The 21,802-nt window shown below is 59.4% G+C and carries 25 protein-coding genes and 1 pseudogene; 12 read left to right on the top strand and 14 right to left on the bottom strand.

Annotated features, from left to right (window positions below; genetic code table 11):
- The first annotated feature begins 158 nt into the window (after window positions 1-158).
- Together AERO9A_RS07925 and htpX are read left to right on the top strand one after the other, a co-directional pair.
- Entirely contained in the window at window positions 159-587 is a 429-nt protein-coding gene (locus AERO9A_RS07925) for a hypothetical protein (protein WP_159971359.1), read from the top strand.
- 113 nt (window positions 588-700) lie between these two features.
- A complete protein-coding gene (gene htpX, locus AERO9A_RS07930; protein WP_159971360.1) occupies window positions 701-1,573 on the top strand; it encodes a protease HtpX in 873 nt (290 codons plus the stop codon).
- 59 nt (window positions 1,574-1,632) lie between these two features.
- Here htpX and AERO9A_RS07935 read toward each other — a convergent pair whose 3' ends face one another.
- On the bottom strand, window positions 1,633-2,289 hold the full coding sequence (locus AERO9A_RS07935) for a thiopurine S-methyltransferase (RefSeq protein WP_159971361.1): 657 nt from the start codon (window positions 2,287-2,289) through the stop codon (window positions 1,633-1,635).
- A 54-nt stretch (window positions 2,290-2,343) separates the two neighbouring features.
- On the opposite strand from AERO9A_RS07935, the gene AERO9A_RS07940 reads away from it, so the two are divergent.
- Together AERO9A_RS07940 and AERO9A_RS07945 are read left to right on the top strand one after the other, a co-directional pair.
- Complete coding sequence (locus tag AERO9A_RS07940) at window positions 2,344-3,579, top strand: PDC sensor domain-containing protein (RefSeq protein ID WP_159971362.1); 1,236 nt, start codon at window positions 2,344-2,346, stop codon at window positions 3,577-3,579.
- Window positions 3,580-3,671: 92 nt separating this feature from the next.
- Window positions 3,672-4,439 (top strand): dioxygenase, encoded by a 768-nt coding sequence (locus AERO9A_RS07945; RefSeq protein WP_159971363.1) that lies wholly within the window; start codon window positions 3,672-3,674, stop codon window positions 4,437-4,439.
- A gap of 206 nt (window positions 4,440-4,645) precedes the next feature.
- Here the strand turns inward: AERO9A_RS07945 and AERO9A_RS07950 are convergent.
- Together AERO9A_RS07950 and AERO9A_RS07955 are read right to left on the bottom strand one after the other, a co-directional pair.
- A pseudogene (locus tag AERO9A_RS07950) lies at window positions 4,646-6,357 on the bottom strand (DEAD/DEAH box helicase).
- A 228-nt stretch (window positions 6,358-6,585) separates the two neighbouring features.
- The gene (locus AERO9A_RS07955; protein WP_372239641.1) at window positions 6,586-7,365 is read right to left on the bottom strand and encodes a spermidine synthase; all 780 of its coding nucleotides are present in this window, start codon (window positions 7,363-7,365) and stop codon (window positions 6,586-6,588) included.
- A 158-nt stretch (window positions 7,366-7,523) separates the two neighbouring features.
- Between AERO9A_RS07955 and AERO9A_RS07960 the strand changes: the two genes are divergently transcribed.
- A complete protein-coding gene (locus AERO9A_RS07960; RefSeq protein WP_159971365.1) occupies window positions 7,524-8,870 on the top strand; it encodes a class II 3-deoxy-7-phosphoheptulonate synthase in 1,347 nt (448 codons plus the stop codon).
- Between the two features lie 73 nt (window positions 8,871-8,943).
- The gene (locus AERO9A_RS07965) at window positions 8,944-9,333 is read left to right on the top strand and encodes a lysozyme inhibitor LprI family protein (protein WP_256665877.1); all 390 of its coding nucleotides are present in this window, start codon (window positions 8,944-8,946) and stop codon (window positions 9,331-9,333) included.
- Between the two features lie 103 nt (window positions 9,334-9,436).
- Here AERO9A_RS07965 and AERO9A_RS07970 read toward each other — a convergent pair whose 3' ends face one another.
- Genes AERO9A_RS07970 through AERO9A_RS07980 form a run of 3 tightly spaced genes read right to left on the bottom strand, consistent with a single transcriptional unit; the run spans window position 9,437 to window position 11,085 of the window.
- Complete coding sequence (locus AERO9A_RS07970) at window positions 9,437-9,883, bottom strand: DUF3291 domain-containing protein (RefSeq protein WP_159971366.1); 447 nt, start codon at window positions 9,881-9,883, stop codon at window positions 9,437-9,439.
- Window positions 9,884-9,900: 17 nt separating this feature from the next.
- The gene (locus AERO9A_RS07975) at window positions 9,901-10,845 is read right to left on the bottom strand and encodes a DMT family transporter (RefSeq protein WP_159971367.1); all 945 of its coding nucleotides are present in this window, start codon (window positions 10,843-10,845) and stop codon (window positions 9,901-9,903) included.
- A gap of 15 nt (window positions 10,846-10,860) precedes the next feature.
- Window positions 10,861-11,085 carry a DUF1127 domain-containing protein gene (locus AERO9A_RS07980; RefSeq protein WP_159971368.1) on the bottom strand — a complete coding sequence of 75 codons (225 nt, stop codon included), beginning with the start codon at window positions 11,083-11,085 and terminating at the stop codon, window positions 10,861-10,863.
- 97 nt (window positions 11,086-11,182) lie between these two features.
- Here AERO9A_RS07980 and AERO9A_RS07985 point away from each other — a divergent pair, with 97 nt between their 5' ends.
- The gene (locus AERO9A_RS07985; protein WP_159971369.1) at window positions 11,183-12,037 is read left to right on the top strand and encodes a LysR substrate-binding domain-containing protein; all 855 of its coding nucleotides are present in this window, start codon (window positions 11,183-11,185) and stop codon (window positions 12,035-12,037) included.
- 127 nt (window positions 12,038-12,164) lie between these two features.
- Window positions 12,165-12,584 carry a GNAT family acetyltransferase gene (locus AERO9A_RS07990; RefSeq protein ID WP_159971370.1) on the top strand — a complete coding sequence of 140 codons (420 nt, stop codon included), beginning with the start codon at window positions 12,165-12,167 and terminating at the stop codon, window positions 12,582-12,584.
- Between the two features lie 14 nt (window positions 12,585-12,598).
- On the opposite strand, the gene AERO9A_RS07995 is transcribed toward AERO9A_RS07990, so the two are convergent.
- From AERO9A_RS07995 to AERO9A_RS08005, 3 genes are read right to left on the bottom strand one after another with little or no spacing between them, the layout of a single operon-like run.
- Window positions 12,599-12,811 (bottom strand): DUF3820 family protein, encoded by a 213-nt coding sequence (locus tag AERO9A_RS07995; protein ID WP_159971371.1) that lies wholly within the window; start codon window positions 12,809-12,811, stop codon window positions 12,599-12,601.
- A 45-nt stretch (window positions 12,812-12,856) separates the two neighbouring features.
- Window positions 12,857-13,450, bottom strand: coding sequence for a 2-hydroxychromene-2-carboxylate isomerase (locus AERO9A_RS08000; protein WP_159971372.1), 594 nt, complete (start codon window positions 13,448-13,450; stop codon window positions 12,857-12,859).
- A gap of 44 nt (window positions 13,451-13,494) precedes the next feature.
- Entirely contained in the window at window positions 13,495-14,226 is a 732-nt protein-coding gene (locus tag AERO9A_RS08005; RefSeq protein WP_159971373.1) for an SDR family oxidoreductase, read from the bottom strand.
- Between the two features lie 88 nt (window positions 14,227-14,314).
- Here AERO9A_RS08005 and AERO9A_RS08010 point away from each other — a divergent pair, with 88 nt between their 5' ends.
- Genes AERO9A_RS08010 through AERO9A_RS08020 form a run of 3 tightly spaced genes read left to right on the top strand, consistent with a single transcriptional unit; the run spans window position 14,315 to window position 15,915 of the window.
- Window positions 14,315-14,881 (top strand): TetR/AcrR family transcriptional regulator, encoded by a 567-nt coding sequence (locus AERO9A_RS08010; protein ID WP_159971374.1) that lies wholly within the window; start codon window positions 14,315-14,317, stop codon window positions 14,879-14,881.
- 47 nt (window positions 14,882-14,928) lie between these two features.
- On the top strand, window positions 14,929-15,585 hold the full coding sequence (locus AERO9A_RS08015) for a YceH family protein (protein ID WP_159971375.1): 657 nt from the start codon (window positions 14,929-14,931) through the stop codon (window positions 15,583-15,585).
- 12 nt (window positions 15,586-15,597) lie between these two features.
- Entirely contained in the window at window positions 15,598-15,915 is a 318-nt protein-coding gene (locus AERO9A_RS08020) for an I78 family peptidase inhibitor (RefSeq protein ID WP_159971376.1), read from the top strand.
- Here the strand turns inward: AERO9A_RS08020 and AERO9A_RS08025 are convergent.
- The 5 genes from AERO9A_RS08025 to ilvC form a co-directional block, all read right to left on the bottom strand.
- A complete protein-coding gene (locus AERO9A_RS08025) occupies window positions 15,893-16,885 on the bottom strand; it encodes an IS5 family transposase (protein ID WP_159971377.1) in 993 nt (330 codons plus the stop codon). The two genes, AERO9A_RS08020 and AERO9A_RS08025, sit on opposite strands and share 23 nt — an antisense overlap.
- 190 nt (window positions 16,886-17,075) lie before the next feature.
- Window positions 17,076-17,702 (bottom strand): protein-methionine-sulfoxide reductase heme-binding subunit MsrQ, encoded by a 627-nt coding sequence (gene msrQ, locus AERO9A_RS08030; RefSeq protein WP_159971378.1) that lies wholly within the window; start codon window positions 17,700-17,702, stop codon window positions 17,076-17,078.
- Window positions 17,702-18,712 (bottom strand): protein-methionine-sulfoxide reductase catalytic subunit MsrP, encoded by a 1,011-nt coding sequence (gene msrP / locus AERO9A_RS08035; protein WP_159971379.1) that lies wholly within the window; start codon window positions 18,710-18,712, stop codon window positions 17,702-17,704. The genes msrQ and msrP overlap by 1 nt, the downstream gene beginning before the upstream one ends.
- A 66-nt stretch (window positions 18,713-18,778) precedes the next feature.
- Window positions 18,779-19,594 carry a CDP-diacylglycerol--serine O-phosphatidyltransferase gene (gene pssA / locus AERO9A_RS08040; RefSeq protein ID WP_159971380.1) on the bottom strand — a complete coding sequence of 272 codons (816 nt, stop codon included), beginning with the start codon at window positions 19,592-19,594 and terminating at the stop codon, window positions 18,779-18,781.
- A 138-nt stretch (window positions 19,595-19,732) separates the two neighbouring features.
- A complete protein-coding gene (gene ilvC / locus AERO9A_RS08045; RefSeq protein ID WP_159971381.1) occupies window positions 19,733-20,749 on the bottom strand; it encodes a ketol-acid reductoisomerase in 1,017 nt (338 codons plus the stop codon).
- Between the two features lie 124 nt (window positions 20,750-20,873).
- On the opposite strand from ilvC, the gene ilvY reads away from it, so the two are divergent.
- On the top strand, window positions 20,874-21,755 hold the full coding sequence (ilvY, locus tag AERO9A_RS08050; protein WP_159971382.1) for an HTH-type transcriptional activator IlvY: 882 nt from the start codon (window positions 20,874-20,876) through the stop codon (window positions 21,753-21,755).
- The last annotated feature ends 47 nt before the right edge of the window (window positions 21,756-21,802 follow it).

Consider the following 21,802-nt stretch of genomic DNA (forward strand, 5'->3'; position numbering starts at 1 on the left):
CAACCCGAGCAGCGACCTACTTCTGATCAATACCGGGCAAGGTGCCCGATACATCGAGAAACGCAAGCGCAGCGCATATGCCCCCGAGTGGCAACGGCCTTACTCAGCCGCCTGCTATGCTGCCTTCCAACCTCACTGTCGGCACGAGCCCTCTGACCATGGACCTGCAAATCGACGACTTCTACAAAGATGCCGCCAGCGGCCTGCTCATGCTCTATCAGGCCTTCCCACGCAAGATGGCGCTGTACGTGGAAGACCTGATCGGCCGTGAGGAGCCGGATGAATTCGGCCTGCCCAGCAAACGCCACCAGGCCTGCCTCGGCGCCCTGCTGTGGCTGGCCGAAGAAGGCTATCTGCGCTTCGACTCATGCATCGCCTATGATGCGTTAGATCAGGCCGTGCTCAGCGAGAAAGGCTTCATGCGCCTTTCTCGCAGCGTTCCACACACACTGCCGGAGGGCGAAACCTTGCCACCCAGTGTGCGTCGCGTACATGCCACCCTGGCATTTCAACTGCGTGAAGCCCTGGCCCGCCAGCACGGGGAACGAATCGCCCGCCTGACGCGTCTGTTATTCGAAACCTCGTGAGGCACAACAGGGGACATAGTTTGAAATAGTCGCCAGTTGAAAGGCCCACATCCACACCCTTATATAGCCGACATTACTCGTAAGTCTTTTCCCGTGAGGAGCCCGTCTAAACCATGATGCGCATTATGTTGTTCCTGGCCACCAACCTGGCGGTGCTAATCATCGCCAGCATCACCCTCAAGCTGCTGGGGGTCGATCGGTTCACAGGCCAGAACTATGGCAGCCTGCTGATTTTCTGCGCCGTGTTCGGTTTCGCCGGCTCGCTGGTGTCACTGTTCCTATCCAAATGGATGGCGAAGATGAGCACAGGCACTCAGATCATCACCCAACCACGCACCCGCCACGAGCAATGGCTGCTGCAGACTGTCGAGGAGCTGTCGCGCGAAGCCGGTATCAAGATGCCGGAAGTGGGTATTTTCCCAGCCTACGAGTCCAACGCCTTCGCCACTGGCTGGAATAAGAATGATGCACTGGTCGCAGTAAGCCAGGGCCTGCTCGAGCGTTTCTCTCCCGATGAAGTGCGCGCCGTGCTGGCCCACGAGATCGGCCACGTAGCCAACGGTGACATGGTCACTCTGGCGCTGATCCAGGGCGTGGTGAACACCTTCGTCATGTTCTTCGCACGCATCTTCGGCAACTTCGTCGACAAAGCGATCCTGAAGAATGAAGAAGGCCATGGTATCGGCTACTTCGTGGCGACCATCTTTGCCGAGCTGGTGCTGGGCATCCTGGCCAGCATCATCGTCATGTGGTTCTCGCGTAAACGCGAGTTCAAAGCCGACGAAGCGGGCGCTCAGTTGGCCGGGACAGGCGCAATGATCGCAGCCCTGCAACGCCTGCGTGCTGAGCAGGGTGTGCCGGTACAAATGCCGGATAGCCTCACCGCTTTCGGGATCAACGGCGGCCTGAAAAACGGCCTGGCTGGCCTGCTGATGAGCCACCCGCCGCTGGAAGAGCGTATCGAAGCGCTGCGTCGTCGCGGCTGATCGCCGAGCCTCACGCCAAAAGGGCGACCCCGGGGTCGCCCTTTTTCATTCCTTAGTGCTCACTCGCTCCGCAGGTGGTAGACCACCTCGTCAAGCGCCCTCAGATCGTGGCGAATGAACTTCCACTCCCCCGCCAATACATCCTCACGCTGCACCTCACAGACCTTCCAGCCCTGACTGAAACGCTCGCGCACCTCGACGTCACTGACCGAAAATGGCGGGCCATCCATCTTTGACTGGTCGTACTGCAGGGTAATCAGCAAGCCCTGGCAACTCGCAGGCAGAATACTGCGCAAATGCGCCGCATAGCGCTCGCGCATGGCAACCGGCAGCGCAATCAACGCCGCGCGATCATAGAAGGCCTGACACCCCGCGACGTCCTCGGCGCTAAGAGCAAAGAAATCACCACACCAAAGCGCAAAAGCACCTGCGGTGTAAACACGGAACGCCCCATTCTCACGTACCTGTGGCTGCAGCCTTTGCTCATGAAAGAACGCCTGCACCGCCTTTTCCGCCAGCTCCACCCCCAACACCGCATGCCCCTGACGGGCGAGCCAAGCCAGATCCAAACTCTTGCCACACAGCGGCACCAATACCTGCTGCCCTTGCGATATGCCTAACATCGACCAGTGCCGCAGCAGGTAAGCATTGACCTGATCCTGATGAAAGCCAATCTGCTCCCGCGCCCAGCGCTCCTGCCAAAAAGCCTCGTGCATCTATTTAGCCCTCACCTAGACTGAAACCATCACCCAAACCAGCGAAGTAGCACCATGCCTGCACGCCATGCCCATCGCCTGACGTTCCTGCTGCTGGCTATCTCCTTTCCAGCACTACATGCCGAGGAAAAACTTCCGGTACGTCTCGATACCAGCCTAGAAGAGCCCTACCAGATTGCAGTCGGTGGGGAACTGGTTGGCCAGTCGGTCACGGTACTGGAGTGCATCTTCGAGAATCTGCAGCAACCCTATCGCATCCAGCTCACCTCGCTGAACCGAGCACGGCAGAACGTCAGCCGCCATGTTGCCGATGGTTTCTTCAGTTCCGCACCTGACAATCGTGTGGATGGCTACGCCCAGCTATCGGCCCCACTTCTAGCAGAGAAATGGTACTGGTATGCGTTAGATGCGCGGATCCTCAATCGACCAATCTGGGATCGCAACCTACGCATCGGCAGCATTTTGGGCAGCAATAGCCTGACCTGGCTGGAAGCACGCGGAATCAACGTGGCGCAGAAGGTTGCGCGCCTGGAGCAGTTGGTCGAACTGCTGCAGCACGAGCGCATTGACCTCTTCCTTGCCGATGAAAACGCCATGAAAAGTGCACTGGCACAACAACCATTGGCACAACCACTGCAGCAGCGCTTCGTGCGCTATTCACCGCTAGGGGTATATTTCTCCCATGGTTTTCTCGACACCCACCCGGACTTTCTCAGTGCCTTCAACCGCCAGGTCGAGCACTGTGCCCCACGTAGCATCAAGCTCTCCACAGAGGAAATCGACTACCTGCAGCAACTGGTAACCCAGCACCTGCGCCGCTGGGCCTACCATGCCGATGTAATCAGCGCACTGCGGCAAGCCAACGCACGCAGCACCAGCGCAGCCAAGATCCACGAGCTGGATCGGCAATGGATGCGTGAGCGCCTGCTAGAAGATAAACCGCTGATTCGCAGCCTGCTCCAGGCTGCTCCGTCGCACTTGCTGGCCAATGTTGCCCGACAATATCACCTACTCTTCAACGAGCTGTTTCTCAGCGACCAATCCGGCCAACTGGTTGCGCTCAGCGAGATTACCAGCGACTACTGGCAGGCCGATGAAAACGACTATCAACAAGCCAAACGACTGGCACCAGGACAGATATACATAGGTGATATCGAATACGACGGCTCTACTCAGAGCTTCCAGAGCAAGGTATCAGCACCGCTTCATGACCCAGAGAATGGCCGTTTTCTCGGTGTACTGACACTAGGCATCAACATAGAAACCGCATTTGGCGATAGTCAACCTTGACCATCTAAAAAATCGATAAAACCATCGAATAATATGCGTTATTAACCGATATATAGCTCAGCGAGAATGACACCTCCTCACAGGAGGTTGTCATGCTACCTACGCTCTTCATCTCTCACGGTTCGCCCATGCTCGCGCTAGACCCTGGCGCCAGCGGCTCGGCACTGGCGCAATTAGCCGCTGAGCTGCCACGCCCACAGGCCATTGTGGTGGTTTCGGCGCATTGGGAAAGCGGCCATCTTTTGCTGACCGGCGCCGCCCACCCGCAAACCTGGCATGATTTCTACGGTTTCCCACCAGCACTGCATGCGCTGCAGTATCCGGCGCCAGGTAATCCCACACTTGCCGAGGAAGTGGTCGAGTTGCTCGGCGCAGCGGGCTTGAACGCCGCCCTCGACCCACGCCGCCCATTCGACCACGGGGCCTGGGTACCGCTGTCATTGATGTACCCGGCTGCAGATATTCCCGTCATTCAACTCTCACTGCCCAGCCGCCATGGCCCGGAGCTACAGACGCGCATCGGACACGCCCTGGCAAACCTGCGCGAGCGCGACATCCTGCTGATCGGCTCCGGCAGCATCACCCACAACTTACGCGAGTTGGACTGGCACGCAGGCCCCGAGCAGATCGCGGACTGGGCCGAAGAGTTCCGCCAATGGATGGTGCAACACCTTGCGGCAGACAACGAGCAAGCCTTGCATCACTACCGTGAGCAAGCCCCTTATGCGGCACGCAACCACCCCAGCGACGAACACCTGCTGCCATTATTTTTCGCCCGAGCTGCTGGCGGCCCGCTCACCATCGCACACAGCGGCTTCACCTACGGCTCACTGGGCATGGATATCTACCGCTTCGGCTGAAATCTTCTTACGCAGATGCAACAAGCCCCGCACAGGCAGGCCGCGTGAAAACGTAGCGAGCGAAGGTCAGGCAAGGCAAAACAGGCGAGGAAGCACAGTTTACGAGCTGTAAATGAGCATTCTGAACCTGTTTTTAACGCCGAATGACCGGGCGCAGTTGTTTTCACACAGCCTGACAGAGCGGGGCTCGTTCAATAGCGGGAGGATCAATCCTCGCGGTAACGACGCAGCTTCAGCGCCTTACCGGCAACGCGAGTGTCCTTGAGCTTGCCGAGCAGACGATCCAGGCCGTCTTCTGGCAACTCTACGAGGCTGAAGGTTTCGCGAATCTGAATCCGGCCAATGGCCTCACGGGCCAGACCGCCCTCATTGAGGATGGCGCCGAGCAGGTTCTTCGCGGCGATGCCGTCGCGAGTACCCAGAGCAGTACGGCAACGCACGCGGCCTTCTGTCAACGGCAACGGCGCACGACGCTCGCGGTATTCGCCACGCTCGCCACTGCGCTCACCGTCACGCTCACGACGCTCACGCGGCGCACCGACGCTAGGCACCAGCGGCTGCTCGCGCTCAACGCTAGCCAGATCCAGCGCCTGACCATTGGTGGCCTTCTTCAGCAGCGCAGCGGCCAGAGCACGCGGACTGCAACCGATGTCGGCGGTCAGACGGTCGAGCAGATCGCCATGGCTGGCTTCAGCATCGGCTACCAGCGGCGCCAGGCTGCTGGTGAGTTTCTTGATGCGCGCATCGAGCACCTGCTGGGCATTCGGCAGCTTGACTTCGCCGACCTTCTGCCCGGTCACACGCTCGATCACCTGCAACATACGGCGCTCACGCGGCGTGACCAGCAGCAGCGCGCGACCTTCACGACCAGCACGACCGGTACGACCGATACGGTGCACGTAGGACTCCGGGTCGTACGGCATGTCGACGTTGAATACGTGAGTGATGCGCGGCACGTCGATACCACGGGCAGCCACGTCAGTAGCGACGACGATATCCAGACGGCCATCTTTGAGCGAGTCGATGACGCGCTCGCGCTGGTTCTGGGCAATGTCGCCATTCAGCGCGGCGGCCTTGTAGCCCTTGGCTTCCAGCGCAGCAGCCAGATCCAGGGTGGCTTGCTTGGTACGCACGAAAGCGATCAGCGCATCGAAATCTTCGACTTCCAGCAAGCGGGTGACGGCGTTGATCTTCTGATCAGCGTGAATCATCAGATGCGCCTGCTCGATACGCGAGACGGTCTGAGTCTTCGCGGCGATCTTGACGTGCTGCGGCTCGCGCAGGTGCTTCTCGGCAATAGCGCGGATCGAGTGCGGCAGCGTGGCGGAGAACAGCACGCTCTGGCGGCTTTCCGGCATGGCTTCGAAGATGATTTCCAGATCATCCATAAAGCCCAGCTTGAGCATTTCGTCGGCTTCGTCGAGCACCAGATGCTGGATGGTGGACAGCACCTTCTCGTCGCGACGCAGGTGGTCAACCAGACGCCCCGGAGTCGCCACGATGACCTGTGCACCCTGGCGGATGGCTTTGAGCTGCGGGCCCATCGGCGCGCCGCCATAAACGGCAACGACGTTCACGCCTGGCATCTGCTTGGAATAGGTTTCGAACGCGGTGGCCACCTGCAAGGCCAGCTCGCGGGTCGGCGCGAGAATCAGCACCTGCGGCTCACGCTTGGCCGGGTCGATCTTCGACAGCAGCGGCAGCGCAAAGGCGGCGGTCTTACCGGTACCGGTCTGAGCCTGACCGATCATGTCGTGGCCGGCCAGGATTACTGGGATGGCCTGCGACTGAATCGGCGACGGCTCTTCGTAACCAACAGCGGTCAGAGCGGCGAGAATATTGGGGTGAAGTCCGAGTGCGGCGAAGCCGCCGGTTTCCTGGGTCATGGGTCTGCCTCTGTGCATCCGCAAAGACCCAGGAACAAAGGCTGCACGTGCCATGTAGGACCTTGTGGGTCACCCTGGCAGCCGATAGACGGGCATTTGCGAAAACGATGGATGAAACGTCAAGAGTAGTTCGCCGTGGCGAACCGACAACAAAGCCAAGCTTTGTGATAGTGACGAGGCCGTTTTGGCCGGGCGCGGATCATACAGGAATTTTCAGCCAGGGGGACAGGTTTTTTCGTCTGAAAGCGCCTGAAACGCCCCTAGCTAGCAGGCCGCAGCGAATCGATCAAATGCTGCAAGGAGTAGCCCAATCTTGGCGCTATCTCATCAGCACGCGCACGCAGGAAGTCGAAATCCAGCTCTTGCTGCAGATCAGCGGGAATCAACATCACCACGTTGCCTTCTTTTACCGGGCACTCCCAGTAATGGCGGTGGAACAGCCCTCGCAGCAAAGCGGCGCCCAGAGGCTTGCCGTCATTAGCGGCCCATTGATTGATGATCAACCAGCCACCTGGGTTGAGCTTGGCCTGGCATTGTTCGAGAAAATTCCAGGCCAAATGCCCAACGCCCGGCCCCTGATCGGTGTACAGATCGAGAAAGATCAAATCGGCAGTTTCCGCACTTGCCAGCAGCTCGACGGCATCGCCGATACGAATGGTCAAGCGTGGGTCGTCATCAAGGCCGAGAAACTCCATGGCCAGTCGCGGCACATCCGGGCGCAGCTCGATAGCCTCGACATCCTCCAGCGGCAGGAACTTGAGGCAGGCCTGAGTCAGATTACCTGCACCCAACCCGAGAAACAGCGCGGTTTCCGGCCGCTCATGAGCCAACGCACCCAAGAGCATGGCGCGTGTGTAGTCATACTCCAGCCAGCTTGGATCTGCGGGAAACACACAGCTCTGCTCGATGCATTCACCGAACTCAAGAAAACGATAGGCACCGATCTGCACCACGCGGATTACCCCGAAGGCATCGCGTACTTCGGCCAGCAGAACTTCGTCCAGCATCTTCATCTCTTCGCTCGGCGGTAAACCCGGCATATCCCTGCTCCTAATCCTTACATTTGAGCCCTACAGCCAGGCAACTGGACCGATTGTCGGCGATGCAACCCCGTGCGGTCACGCGATAATTACGCGCAGAGCCGAGAGCCTTATCGGTTACCATGCGAGCCGCCTTGATTAGCCGCCAGAGATACGCCATGTCCAACGCCTGGAACCCTCAGAGCTGGAGAGCCAAACCCATACAGCAGCAGCCCGAATACCCTGACGCCGCGCACCTGGCGCAGGTCGAGCAGGCCCTGGCCGGCTACCCGCCGCTGGTGTTCGCCGGTGAGGCTCGCGAGCTGCGCCGTCAGTTTGCCGAAGTCACCCAGGGCCGCGCCTTCCTGCTTCAAGGCGGCGATTGCGCCGAGAGCTTCGCCGAGTTTTCCGCTGCGAAGATCCGTGACACCTTCAAGGTACTGCTGCAAATGGCCATCGTCATGACCTTCGCGGCTGGCTGCCCGGTGGTCAAGGTCGGGCGCATGGCCGGGCAGTTCGCCAAGCCTCGCTCATCGGGTAGCGAAACCATCGATGGCGTCACCCTGCCGGCCTACCGTGGCGATATCGTCAACGGCATCGGCTTCGACGCCGCCAGCCGCGTACCCGATCCCGAGCGCCTGATGCAGGCCTATCACCAGGCCACCGCCAGCCTCAACCTGCTGCGCGCCTTCGCTCAGGGCGGCTTCGCCGACCTGCATCAGGTGCACCAGTGGAACCTCGACTTCATCGCCAACTCGGCGCTGGCCGAGAAATACCACCAACTCGCCGGGCGCATCGACGAAACCTTGGCCTTCATGCGTGCCGTGGGCATGGACAGCGCGCCACAACTGCGCGAAACCAGCTTCTTCACCGCCCATGAGGCGCTGCTGCTGAACTACGAAGAAGCCTTCGTCCGTCGCGACAGCCTCACCGGCCGCTGGTACGACTGCTCCGCGCACATGCTGTGGATCGGCGACCGCACCCGTCAGCTCGATGGAGCGCATGTCGAATTCATGCGCGGCATCGAGAACCCCATCGGCGTCAAAGTCGGCCCAACTACAGATGCCGATGAGCTGATCCGCCTGATCGATACGCTCAACCCGGACAACGATCCGGGCCGCCTCAACCTGATCGTGCGTATGGGCGCCGAAAAGGTTGAAGCACACTTCCCGCGCCTGCTGCGCAAGGTCAAGGAAGAAGGTCGCCAGGTGCTATGGAGCTCCGACCCGATGCACGGCAACACCATCAAGGCCAGCAGCGGCTACAAGACCCGCGATTTCGCGCAAATACTCAGCGAAGTCCGGCAGTTCTTCGCCGCGCACCAGGCCGAAGGTACACATGCTGGCGGCATCCATATCGAGATGACCGGACAGAACGTCACCGAATGCATCGGTGGCTCACGTCCGATCACCGAAGACGGCCTGTCCGACCGCTACCACACCCACTGCGACCCGCGCATGAACGCCGACCAGTCCCTGGAACTGGCCTTCATGATTGCCGAGACACTGAAGCAAGTGCGGCGCTGAGTTATCGCCGGACCGGTAAAGCAAGAAAATACTCCGAGGCCGCAATTCGCCCTTGCTCAGCTAAAAGTTAGTCATGTCGATGCCAAGCAAATACCTAATCACTACTCTATCGCTCCTACCACTCACTTCCTGGGCCGACTACGACAAACAGTATCAGGACTGCCTGGATGCCTATGGCACAACTAACAACTCCGTCGTTTCAGTCTGCGCGCAAGAGGTATCGGCCAAGGCAAAGCGGGAGATGAACCACATCTATCAGCAGCTTTTCCTGCGGTACAAGGCAAGCGCACAAGAGGATGCTCAACAACTGGAGACGACACAAAAAGCGTGGCTAAGCTATCGCAACGGCCAATGTGAGCTGCAGGGGCGGCGTGTTGGGTCACCGATGTATCACTATTGTCCAATGAAAATGAATATCGAGCGTGTCAGCGAACTGCAGTTTCTGCTGGATAACAGCCTCTAAATCTGACCGAAATAACAACCTGTCAGCACCATACAGTTGCTCCTCATGCCAGGTGTTCTGCCAGACAATCAGTCGTATGCCAAGGCGCTAGGCATGAGGCAGTTCAGGCTGGCGCTGAGAACACCTGCCGAAAATTAAAGGCCTGCGCCGTGACGCCATGCTCGCGCAAGCGGGCCAATCGTTCAGCGGCTTCGACCACGCTCGGTCGGTGCCCGGCAGGCACCCACCACAACACCTGATGCGTCTGCTCGACACGCTCGAACCATTCACGTCGGCGCTTGAGCATCTCGGTATGCGCTGACTTGTAGACGTAGTCGCTGAGCGACTGCACGTCCTGCCAGACCGACATATTGACCAAGACGTCGTCGCCAAAGGGGCGGATCGCCGTGGCGTCGCCTACTTCGTCCTGCAAGCGCCAGACATAGCCGGGCGAGGCTTCGGCCAAGGCATTGATGCGTTCCAGATTAGCGACGAAGTCGGCCATCTGCGGCGAGTCCAGCGGTGCCTTCATCCAGGCGATATTCAGTTGGGCCAAGTGATAGACAGACACTTTCCAGCCTCCTTGCATTAGGGCTGCTGCGGCAAGCCGCGCCAATGGGATAAACGTCGGCGCAACCAGGCTTCACTACTGACCAGGCTAATACCCGACAGCACCAGTGCCGCGCCGATGATGAAGTTCAGGGTCAGCGGTTCGTCCAGCACCAGCACGCCGAAGGTCACGCCAAAAAGTGGGGTCATGAAGGAAAACACCGCCATGTTCGACGCCAAGTAGCGGCGCAGCAGCCAGAACCAGGTCAGGTAAGTGAAGAACGACACCACCACGCCCTGCAGCAGGATGCTGCCGATGGCCACGGGGCTCCAGCGTAACTGGCTGAAGTCGACCACCACCAGTGCGCTAGCCAGCAGCAAAACGCAAGCGACCGCTAGCTGATAGAACAGCGTCAGCCCAGGTGGCGCTTCGGATAAGCGCGAGCCACGCACCACAACGGTCGTAGCCCCCCAAGCCATGCCCGCGCACAGGCCCAGCACATCCCCCAGCAGTACCTCACCATCAATCTCGGCCCAGTTGCCGCCGACGCCGAAAGCCATCACCACCCCGGCGAAGCACAACACAATGCCCATCCATTGCAAGCGTCGCAGGCGCTCACTAGGCAGCAACAGGTGCAATCCAAGCGCCGAAAAGATCGGCGCGGTGTAGAGAAATACCGCCATGTGCGAGGCCGAGGTATGCCGCAGGCCCAGGGCAATGAAGAAGAACTCCAGGGCGAACAGCACGCCAGCCAGCACACCCGCGCGCCAAGTACAGCCAATCCACCCCTGCCAGCTACGCTGCCAAAGCAGTAACAAGCCAACCAGCAAGGCGGCGACAGCCGAGCGCAGAGCGACCTGGAGCATGGGTGCGACATCGCCAGCCGCCAGTTTGATCGCCACCTGCTGGCTACCCCAAATGGCGCAAAGCAGCAGCATCAACTGAAACAGGAACAGATCAGCACCCTTGCGCACAGCCGTCATCACGTCACTCCATGGTTATTTGCGCAGCGGATCATCCCAGAATGGCCGCTCACTTTCCTGCATCACATCCGCCCGAGTCAGCCCCAGATCCTTCAGCTCCAGCAAATCCAGGCGCGCCAGTTGATCGCGTTCACGCGCAAGCTGACGCCAACGGCGCAGCACTTCGTACATCGCAGCCAACCGTGACCAGCGCACAGGCGCCCAAGCCCGCACCAGCGCATAACCTCTCTGAGTTTTCATGCCAACGCCCTCCCTGTGGTGTTGGCATTAGTCTCAGGCCGGAAATAAGATCAATCTAACGAATGTTTCTTATGCAACCCATTCCAGGGATTGATCTATGGCCTACCACCCCAGCATTGATACCGAATTACTGCGCAGCTTCGTTGCCATCGCCGACACCGGCGGTTTCACCCGCGCCGCCGAGGCCGTAAATCGCACCCAATCGGCGATCAGCATGCAGATGAAGCGTCTGGAGGAGGACGTTGTGCAGCGCACGCTGTTCGAGCGCGACGGCCGCCAAGTGCGCCTGACACCCGAGGGGCAGGTGCTGCTGGGTTACGCGCGGCGCATCCTCAAATTGCATGGCGAGGTACTCAACACCCTGCGCGAGCCACATATGGTTGGCGCCGTACGCATCGGCACGCCGGACGACTATGTGATGCGTTTTCTACCGGAAATCCTTTCACGCTTCGCTCAGGCTTACCCGCTGGTACAAGTGGAAGTGCACTGCGAGCCATCCGGGCAGTTACTGCAACGCCAGGACCTCGACCTCACCATCGTCACCCGCCAGCCCGGCATGGAGATCGGCCAGCTACTGCGCCAAGAACGCTTCGTTTGGGCTGCGGCTCAGGGCTTCGCCCCGCACGAGCAAAACCCTATACCGCTGGCGATGTTCAACGCCGACTGCTTCTGCCGCGAATGGGCCTGCAATGCATTGGATGCAATGAACCGCTCCTACCGCATCGCCTATACCAGCCCCAGCCTCTCGGCAATTTTCGCCGTAGTGCGCGCAGGCCTGGCTGTGACCGCGCAACTGCAAAGCCTGATCACCTCGGACCTGCACATCCTCGGTGAAGCGGAAGGTCTGCCGTTATTGCCCCTAACCAGCATCGTGCTGCTACGCAAGGAAAGCAGCCATTCGCCGGTAACCGAGTGCCTGGCTGAGCATATCGTCGAAGGCTTCAAGCTGTAGCACGCAACAATCTGGATCGAGGCTATTGCCACCAGTCAGAGCCCGAGCACTTACACGAGCAGGTGTTGAGCAACAATTCGGCGTACTGCCTGTGCTAAAACGGCAGCTTCATTTCCTGGAGCCTGCCATGCACATCCGCCCTTTCCAGCCTGCTGACGAAGCCGCCATCGTCGCCCTCTGGCAACGCTGCGACCTGATCCGCCCGTGGAACGACCCATACAAGGACATCCAGCGCAAACTCAAGGTACAGCCGGAGCTATTTCTGGTGGGCGAACGTGAGGGGCAACTGGTGGCCTCAGCGATGGCCGGATATGAGGGGCATCGCGGCTGGATCAACTACCTGGCGGTCTGCCCCGAACAACGCAGACAGGGCCTGGCCCGGCAACTGATAAACCATATCGAAGAGAAGATGCTCGCGTTGGGCTGTCCCAAGCTGGGCCTGTTGGTGCGCAACAGTAACCCTGATGCGCTCGCCTTCTACGAACGCCTTGGTTTTCAGGTCGACGCCGCGGTGAGCCTGGGTAAACGCCTGATCAGCGACGAGTGATGGCGTCATTGCCATCACCGCTGACGCAACGGATCGAGCAGCGGTTTGAGGCCGTTATGGTCGATCTCCTGCATCAGGGCCAGCAATTGGCCTAACTCGCCCTTGGGAAAGCCCTCACGAGCAAACCAGTTGAGGTAGTGCCCCGGCAGGTCGGCAATCAACCGATCCTTGTACTTGCCATAGGGCATGCGCCGGGTCACTAGGAGTTTCAGTGCTTCAGGGTTCATCGGCTACTCGGCGAAACAGGAACATGCCGAGCATTGTGCCAGGCTTCAGCGGTCGAGGGCTTGGCGAACGAAGTCCAGCCGATCCTGACCGAAGAACATCTCCCCCTCGACGAAACAGGTCGGCGCGCCGAACACGCCGCGCGTGACCGCCTCTTCGGTAGTCGCTTTTAGCGCTTGCTTGACCGCGCCTTCGGCGGCCTGCGCCTGCAACGCGGCGGCGTCAAAGCCCGCAGCAGATAACACCTCAATCACCCTGGTTGGCTCGGCCAGATTCGCGTCATCCACCCACAAGGCGTGAAACAGTGCTCGCAGCGCTTCGGCGAAACGCTCGGGCTGATGCAGTTGCACCGCTACCAGCAAGCGCATCAGCGTCAGAGTGTTGATGGGGAAATGCCGATTGAAACGCATCGGCACACCATAGCGCTCGGCGAAACGCATCAGGTCACGCACCATGTAACGGCCCTTGGCAGGGATCATCGCCGGTGATGCATTGCCGGTGGCCTGGAACACCCCGCCAAGCAGCATCGGCCGATACACCAATGTGGCTTGCACCTCCTGGCAGAGGGTCGGCAGTTGGGTGTGCGCCAAGTAGGACGCAGGGCTGCCAAGATCGAAGAAAAACTCCACGGTTTTGCTCATTCACGCCTCCTGAGTGCTGCGATACGGGTGGTTCAGATGCATGCTCACCAGCGCTCCATCCAGGGTCGCAAGTCCAGCTCGAAGGTCCAGGCATCACGCGGCTGACTGTGCAGATACCAGTAACTGTCGGCAATGTGCTGAGGATCGAGGATGCCGTCCTGATCCTTCAACGCATAACGCTCGGGGAAATTATCGCGGATAAAAGCCGTATCGATGGCGCCATCGACGACCACATGGGCAACGTGCACATTCAGCGGACCCAACTCGCGGGCCATGCTCTGCGCCAAGGCGCGAATGCCATGTTTGGCACCGGCGAAAGCGGCAAAACCCGCCGCACCACGCAGGCCGGCAGTGGCCCCAGTGAAGAGGATGGTACCGCGCCCACGGCCGACCATGCGTTTAGCCACCGCCTGACTGGTCAGAAAGCCAGAGAAGCAGGCCATTTCCCAGATCTTGAAGTATTTGCGCGCGGTCTCTTCGAGGATGCTGCACGGCACATTGGCGCCAATATTGAACACCATCACCTCGATGGGCCCAATGTCGCGCTCGATGCCTTCGACCAGTTCGGCCACCTGCTCTTCGCGCCGCGCATCCGAGGCGAAACCGTAGGCCTCGCCGCCTTCATCGCGAATGTCGTCCAGTAATGGTTGTAGCTTGTCCAGACTGCGCCGGGTCACACAGGCCACATAGCCCTCGCGAGCGAAGCGACGGGCGATGGCGCCGCCTGTGGCATCACCGGCGCCGATGACCAGGGCGACCTTCTTGTTCTCATTCATGGCCCTCTCCTATTGACTAACGATCGTTAGCCAAACGAACCTTATGCGCCATATCGCACCTGGTCAAGCCAGCCAGAAGGAGTACGCCATGCGCTATTGCGCCGAACACAAAGCCGCAACCCGCGAGCGTCTACTGGCCGCTAGCGGCGCACTGGCCAAACAGCAGGGCTTCGCCGTGAGTGGCGTGGATGCTCTGATGAAAACCGTCGGCTTGAGCGGCGCAGCCTTCTACAAGCACTTCCCGAGCAAGGATGCACTGTTCTCTGAACTGATCGAGCGTGAGCTCAGTAACAGTTTGGCGCGTCTAGGTGGTGATGGCAGCCACAATGGCACCGACGCGCTGCGCCGTTGCCTTCACGCCTATCTCAGCCTGGCACATGCCGAACAACCGGATCGCGGCTGCGTGCTGCCAGCTCTAGGCGCAGAAATAGCCCGCGCCGACGATTCGCTAAAATTGCTCACCGAGCAACATATCGTGCGCTTGCAGCAAGCCTGGGCCGAAATCCTCGATGACGGGCAACTGGCCTGGAACCTCCTTGCACAATGTCTGGGCAGCCTGATGCTGGCGCGCATGATGGTCAGCAGCCAGACGCGCCAACAGGTGCTCAACGCCAGCCATGAGATGTTCGAACACACATTGCAGTCTGTCGGCTGAGCGCAGATGCCGTTAGGCTACGCAGCTCTTCTGTACAGGATCGAGCCATGCCCTACACCCCGTCCCCGCTGGTTGGCGAAAACCCGCTGCACGCCATCGAAGTCCGCATTCTCGGCTGCCTGATCGAAAAGCAACTGACCACCCCGGAAAGCTACCCCCTGACCCTCAATGCACTGCAACTGGCCTGCAACCAGAAGACCAGCCGCGAGCCGCTGATGACCCTGGAAAGCGGCGAAGTCGGGCGCTACCTGCGTAGCCTGGAAGGTCGCAAGTTGGTGCATCTGGTAATGGGTAGTCGTGCCGATCGCTGGGAGCAACGCGGCGACAAGCAACTGGAACTGGTCAAGCCGCAAACTGTGCTGCTCGGCTTGTTGCTGCTACGCGGCCCGCAAACACTGAATGAACTGCTCACCCGCAGCAATCGCATGCACGATTTCGACGATGTGGCAGACGTTCAACACCAGCTTGAACGCCTGATTGGCCGGGGACTGGCCGTGCTCGTGCCACGCCAGAGTGGTCAGCGCGAGGATCGTTACATGCACCTGCTGGGCGAACCCGCTGACCTGGAGAACCTGCTCGCCAGCCGCCCGCAGAGTCGCAGCGAAGCGTCGGCACCTAACGATGATCGCCTGGTCGAACTGGAAGCGCGCATTGCCGCACTCGAAGAACGTCTGGCGCGCCTGGAAAGCGCGCAGCAACCCTAAGGAGCACATGCCTTGAATCTCAAGATCCGTCTCTGTCTCGCCCTTGGCGCCGCCCTGCTCGCAACCGGCTGCAGTAGCACCGCTGACAAATCACCAGCAACCACCGCCGCAAGCGGCCCAGCACCCGATAGCTGCACCTCATCCGCCGTCGAACATTTCAAGGGCCAGACCGCCACACCTGAACTGCTGGAGCAGGCCCGCCAGCAGGCCGGTGCCAGCAGCGCACGCATCCTCACCCCAACCAGTGTGGTCACCCTCGAATACAACGGCCAGCGTCTGAACCTGAATGTCGACGGGCAGCGCGTCATCACCCGTGTGACCTGCGGTTAAACCACGCGCGGTGCGGGCCAGCCCGCCCCCCCCTCATCCATAGGTTCGACAGGGCAAACAAGGTCATCAGATGAGCCGTGTTCTTCGCCAGACCTCGGAAGCGCGTCTTCATGTAGCCGAACTGCCGCTTGATCACCCGGAACGGGTGTTCAACCTTGGCACGCACCTGGGCCTTGGCTTTCTCAATCTTGCGTCTGGCTTTGTAGAGCGGATTGTTCTTGCCCAGCTTCTTGTACGTGCTCCGGCGCGCCGCAATCTGCCAGATGACTTCGCGTCCTTCATGCTCAAGCCGCTTCTCGACGCCGGTGTACCCAGCATCGGCCGCAACCATGTTCTCTTGGCCGTGCAGCAGTTTGTCGACCTGAGTAACGTCTGCAACATTGGCTGCCGTCCCGACCACGCTGTGCACCAGACCCGATTCCTCATCGACACCAATGTGAGCCTTCATGCCGAAGTAATACTGGTTGCCCTTCTTGGTCTGGTGCATTTCCGGGTCGCGCTTGCCGTCCTTGTTCTTCGTCGAACTGGGGGCATGGATCAACGTGGCATCGACGATGGTGCCTTGGCGCAGCGACAGGCCACGATCGCCCAGGTAGCCATTGATCACGCCAAGGATGCCGACCGCCAGCTCATGTTTCTCCAACAAACGACGGAAGTTGAGGATGGTGGTTTCGTCGGGAATGCGCTCCAGGCTTAGCCCAGCGAACTGACGCAGGATGGTCGTCTCGTACAGCGCTTCTTCCATAGCAGGATCGCTGTAGCCGAACCAGTTCTGCATCAGGTGCACACGCAGCATCGCCATCAGCGGGTAGGCTGGACGGCCGCCGTCACCCTTCGGGTAATGCGGTTCGATCAAGGCAAGCAACCCCTTCCACGGCACCACCTGATCCATCTCGATCAGGAACAATTCTTTGCGGGTCTGCTTGCGCTTACCTGCGTACTCGGCGTCGGCGAAGGTCATCTGCTTCATGGAAAAACTCGGCTGGCGGGATCAGCGTATTTCAACAGATTCGGGAAGTCTTTTTCAGACCATCCCTACACACCAGATCCAGCTTTGCAAGCCCTTCATTCAACTTAACTTATTGATTAACAAGAAGTTTTTGAAGCGCTTCATCGCTGAAGTGGCGCGCATTCTACATCCAGCAGAATACGCGTCAAGCTTATATTTCAATTTTCTTCGGATTTCCCCGCCAGCGGCCACCCAAGCGCTGCACCGCAGCCGCAAGATTAGGCACACGAACCAAGAGCAAACTGCCGCCGATCAGCGCATAGACCAACCATTCACCCAGATCAGCGCGCACCACCCAGAGCATATGCAGCAGTGCCAGAAGCAAAATGGCATAGACTGAGCGATGCAACCCCTTCCACCTGCGCCCAAGCCGCCTGACGCTAAAGCGATTGGACGTCAGCGCCAGCACCAACAATCCCGCAAATGCCAACGCACCCACAATGATGTAGGGGCGCTCGTATAGATCATGCGCAACCCGATCCAACCGCAGCCCCGCGATGAACACCGCGTAGCCCGCCAGATGCAATGCAATATAAGCAAAACACCACAGCCCCAACTGACGCCGCACCGCGATCCAACCTCCCCATCGGGTCAGTAGTTGCAAGGGGGTCATCGCCAATGTGATCAGCAACAGGATCAAACCGCCGAGACCAAGATTGTCCACCAGCACCTTGCCAGGATCAGGACTCAGTAGCCCGACAGATGCGCAATACAACCAATAAAGAGGCAATACCGCCGCAGCGATGAAGACAGCGATGCGCCAGAACCGATAGCGCATCAGTAATACCTCTTCAAATCCATACCGGCATAGAGCTCGGCAACTTCGTCGTAGCCATTGAACATACGCGTGTCGACGATGTTTGGACTGAACAGGCCGCTAGGCAAACGCCGTTCGGTGGCCTGCGACCAACGCGGATGGTCGACCTGTGGATTGACGTTGGCATAGAAGCCGTACTCATTCGGGGCAATCCGCTCCCAGGTCGTCTTCGGCGCCTCTGCAACCAGGCTGATACGCACGACGGATTTGATGCTCTTGAAGCCATATTTCCAAGGCACGACCAAACGTAGAGGAGCACCGTTCTGCCCCGGCAATACCCGGCCGTACATACCAACAGCCATAAAGGCGAGTGGATGCATGGCCTCATCCATTCGCAAGCCTTCCACATAAGGCCAATCGATCAGTGAGAAACCTGAGCGCTGGCCAGGCATGCGCTGCGCATCGACGAGCGTTTCAAAGCGCACGTAGCGCGCAGCAGAAGTGGGCTCGACCTGCTTGAGCAACTCAGCCAGAGGGAATCCCAGCCAGGGAATGACCATGGACCAGGCCTCCACGCAACGCAGCCGGTAGATGCGCTCTTCGAAGGCATGCGGTTTGACCAGATCTTCGATGGCGTAACGCCCTGGCTTAGCCACTTCACCATCGACTGTTACCGTCCACGGCTCGACCTGCAGCTTGCCGGCATTAGCCGCTGGATCGCCCTTGCCGGTGCCGAACTCATAGAAGTTGTTGTAGTGCGTCGCATCCTTGAAGGGTGTAATGCTCTCCCCTTGCGCACGAATGGCCTGCCAGCGAGTGCCTGGGAGTTTATCGTCGAACCAGGCCGGCGCCTTGGCCGACTCGACATCCGCGTAGCTTCCAGGAGAGTCGGCTCGCGCCCATGCAGGCAAAGCACTGACAGCAGCCAACGCCAGAGAACCCTGCATCAGTTTGCGACGAGAAAGGTAAACGGACTCAGGAGTGACTTCGGACTCGAGGGCCCGAGAGGAAGGAGGGACTCGGATGAGCATGGCGACTCCGCGACTACAGTTCGAGAAACGAACTGTAGACCACGGAGCGGGAAAGAAATTACAGCGTCACACCGCTTTACGACGGCGCAACTGCAACAGGTACTGAATAGGACCCGAAACGGCGTAGGCGAGGAAGATCAGCAACAGAATCCGCGGCGGATCACTGAACACCACCGCAAACACCAGCACCACGACCAAGATGGCCACGAAAGGCACCCGGCCTTTCAGGTCAAGATCCTTGAAGCTGTAGTACTTGATATTGCTGACCATCAGACATCCCGCAGCAGCCACCAGTAGCGCGACGAGAAAGGCCATATTGGAGCCCTGGATACCGAAGTCACTGAACGCCCAGACGGTACCCGCCACCACCCCCGCAGCAGCCGGACTAGCTAGACCGATGAAATAGCGCTTGTCGACACTGCCAATCTGGGTATTGAAGCGTGCCAGACGCAACGCGGCGCCAGCCACATAGATGAAGGCGACCATCCAGCCGACCTTACCCATGCTGCCCAATGCCCACTCGAACGCGAGCAGTGCCGGAGCGACGCCGAAAGCGACCATATCGGAAAGCGAATCGTATTCGGCACCGAATGCGCTTTGCGTGTTGGTCAGACGCGCGACACGGCCGTCCAGACTGTCGAGCACCATGGCTACGAATACGGTCGCCGCAGCAACGTAGAAGTTGCCGTTCATCGAATTGATGATGGAGTAGAAACCGGCGAACAGATTGGCCGTGGTGAACAGGTTCGGCAGCAGGTAGATCCCGCGATGGCGCACCTTGCGCCCCTCGGCGTCATGCCCCTCTTCCACATGCTCGTCGATCGGCAGCAGGCTTTCGATATCATCGCCCGACCGCCTCGGCTCTTCGTGACCTTCACTCATGAACAACACCTTGCTACGGATTTGAAGAATGGCCGACAGCGCTCGCAGCGGCGCCGACGCCCAGGCTTTATACCAGAAGCACTGCCCAATAATGAAAAAACGCGGCATAAAGCCGCGTTCTTTCGCACATCGCAGACCTTAGTTCTTGGTCTTGTCGACGATCTTGTTGGCTGCGATCCACGGCATCATCGCACGCAGCTTCTCACCGACAACTTCGATACCGTGAGCGGCATTGTTGCGGCGATAGGCAGTCATCGACGGGTAGTTGGCAGCCCCCTCGGTAATGAACATCTTGGCGTATTCGCCGTTCTGAATGCGCTTCAGGGCATTACGCATAGCAGCACGGGATTCGGCGTTGATCACTTCCGGGCCGGTGACGTACTCGCCATACTCCGCGTTGTTGGAGATCGAGTAGTTCATGTTGGCGATGCCGCCTTCGAACATCAGATCGACGATCAGCTTCAGCTCGTGCAGGCACTCGAAGTAGGCCATTTCCGGCGCATAGCCAGCTTCGACCAGGGTTTCGAAGCCGGCTTTGACCAGCTCGACAGTACCGCCGCACAGAACAGCCTGCTCACCGAACAGGTCGGTCTCGGTCTCGTCCTTGAAGGTCGTTTCGATGATGCCGGTACGGCCGCCGCCAACGCCCGAGGCGTAGGATAGAGCGACGTTCTTGGCATTGCCGGAAGCGTCCTGGTAAACAGCGATCAGGTCAGGGATACCGCCGCCTTTGACGAACTCGGTACGCACAGTGTGACCCGGAGCTTTCGGCGCAATCATGATCACGTCGAGGTCGGCACGCGGTACGACCTGGTTGTAGTGGATGGCGAAGCCATGGGAGAAGGCCAGGGTAGCGCCCTTCTTGATGTTCGGCTCGATCTCGCTCTTGTAGAGCTGGCCCTGGAACTCGTCCGGGGTCAGGATCATGACCAGATCGGCAGCAGCAACGGCAGTGGCAACGTCGGCCACTTTCAGGCCATGGGCTTCGGCCTTGGCAACGGTAGCAGAGCCTTTACGCAGACCCACGGTGACGTCAACGCCGGAATCCTTCAGGTTGCAGGCCTGGGCGTGGCCCTGGGAGCCATAACCGATGATGGCGACTTTTTTGCCCTGAATGATGGAGAGGTCGCAATCTTTGTCGTAATAAACTTTCATGTTCTTGGCTCTTTTGAATCGAAAGGGATGGGTGCAAGCACCGCGACGCAAGCACCTTATGTGATCTTATCCATTGCGTAAAATGATATATTTGCAACACAACATGCCGATATATGAAACACAAATGGACAGTCACTCCCTCAGGCTCTTTCTCTCCTTGGCAGACAACCTGCACTTCGGCAAAACCAGCCGCGAGCAGCATGTCAGCCCTTCTGCACTAAGCCGCAGCATCAAGCAGCTCGAGGACGAACTCGGCGCGCCCCTGTTTCTGCGTGACAACCGCTCGGTTCGCCTGACCCGTGAGGGCCAACAGTTTCGGGAGTACGCAAGTGAGGTCATAAACGGCTGGCAAGCCATCCGCCAGACCTTTATGCAGGATCAGCAAAGCCTGCATGGTGAGCTGTCCCTATATTGCTCGGTGACCGCTAGCTACAGCTTCCTCTATGACATACTCAGCATCTTCCGCCAGGACTACCCACGCATCGAAATGAAACTGCACACCGGCGATCCGGCTAAAGCCGTCGAGCGCGTGCAACAAGGCCAGGAGGACCTGGCCATCGGTGCCAGGCCAGACACCCTGCCGGCGGGCGTGGAGTTTCAGTCGATCACCCGCTCGGAGCTGCGCTTCATCGGCCCTCAGGCACCACAATTGTTGAGTGAGGAACAGCTCAGGCAGCCGACGGCGGAGAGCTGGAAGGATGTACCGCTGATCCTCTCCGAGGAAGGCCTGGCCAGAACGCGCAGCGACCGCTGGCTCAAACACCACAACATCAAGCCGCGTATCTACGCCCAGGTCAGCGGCAACGAAGCGATCGTCAGCATGGTCAGCCTGGGCTTCGGCATCGGCGTGGTGCCGCAGATCGTGCTGGACAACAGCCCCCTGACCGCCCGTATACGCCTCTACGACATCCAGCCACCACTGACTGCGTATGACATTGGCCTGTTCGCACTGGAGAAGCGTCTCAAGGATCCACTGATCGCCGCCTTCTGGAATCGTCAGCGCTGACTTTCAGGCAATAAAAAGCCCCGCGCCGGGCGGGGCTCTCTATAGCC

Source organism: Pseudomonas sp. 8Z (genome assembly GCF_902506535.1).
Taxonomy (GTDB): domain Bacteria; phylum Pseudomonadota; class Gammaproteobacteria; order Pseudomonadales; family Pseudomonadaceae; genus Aquipseudomonas.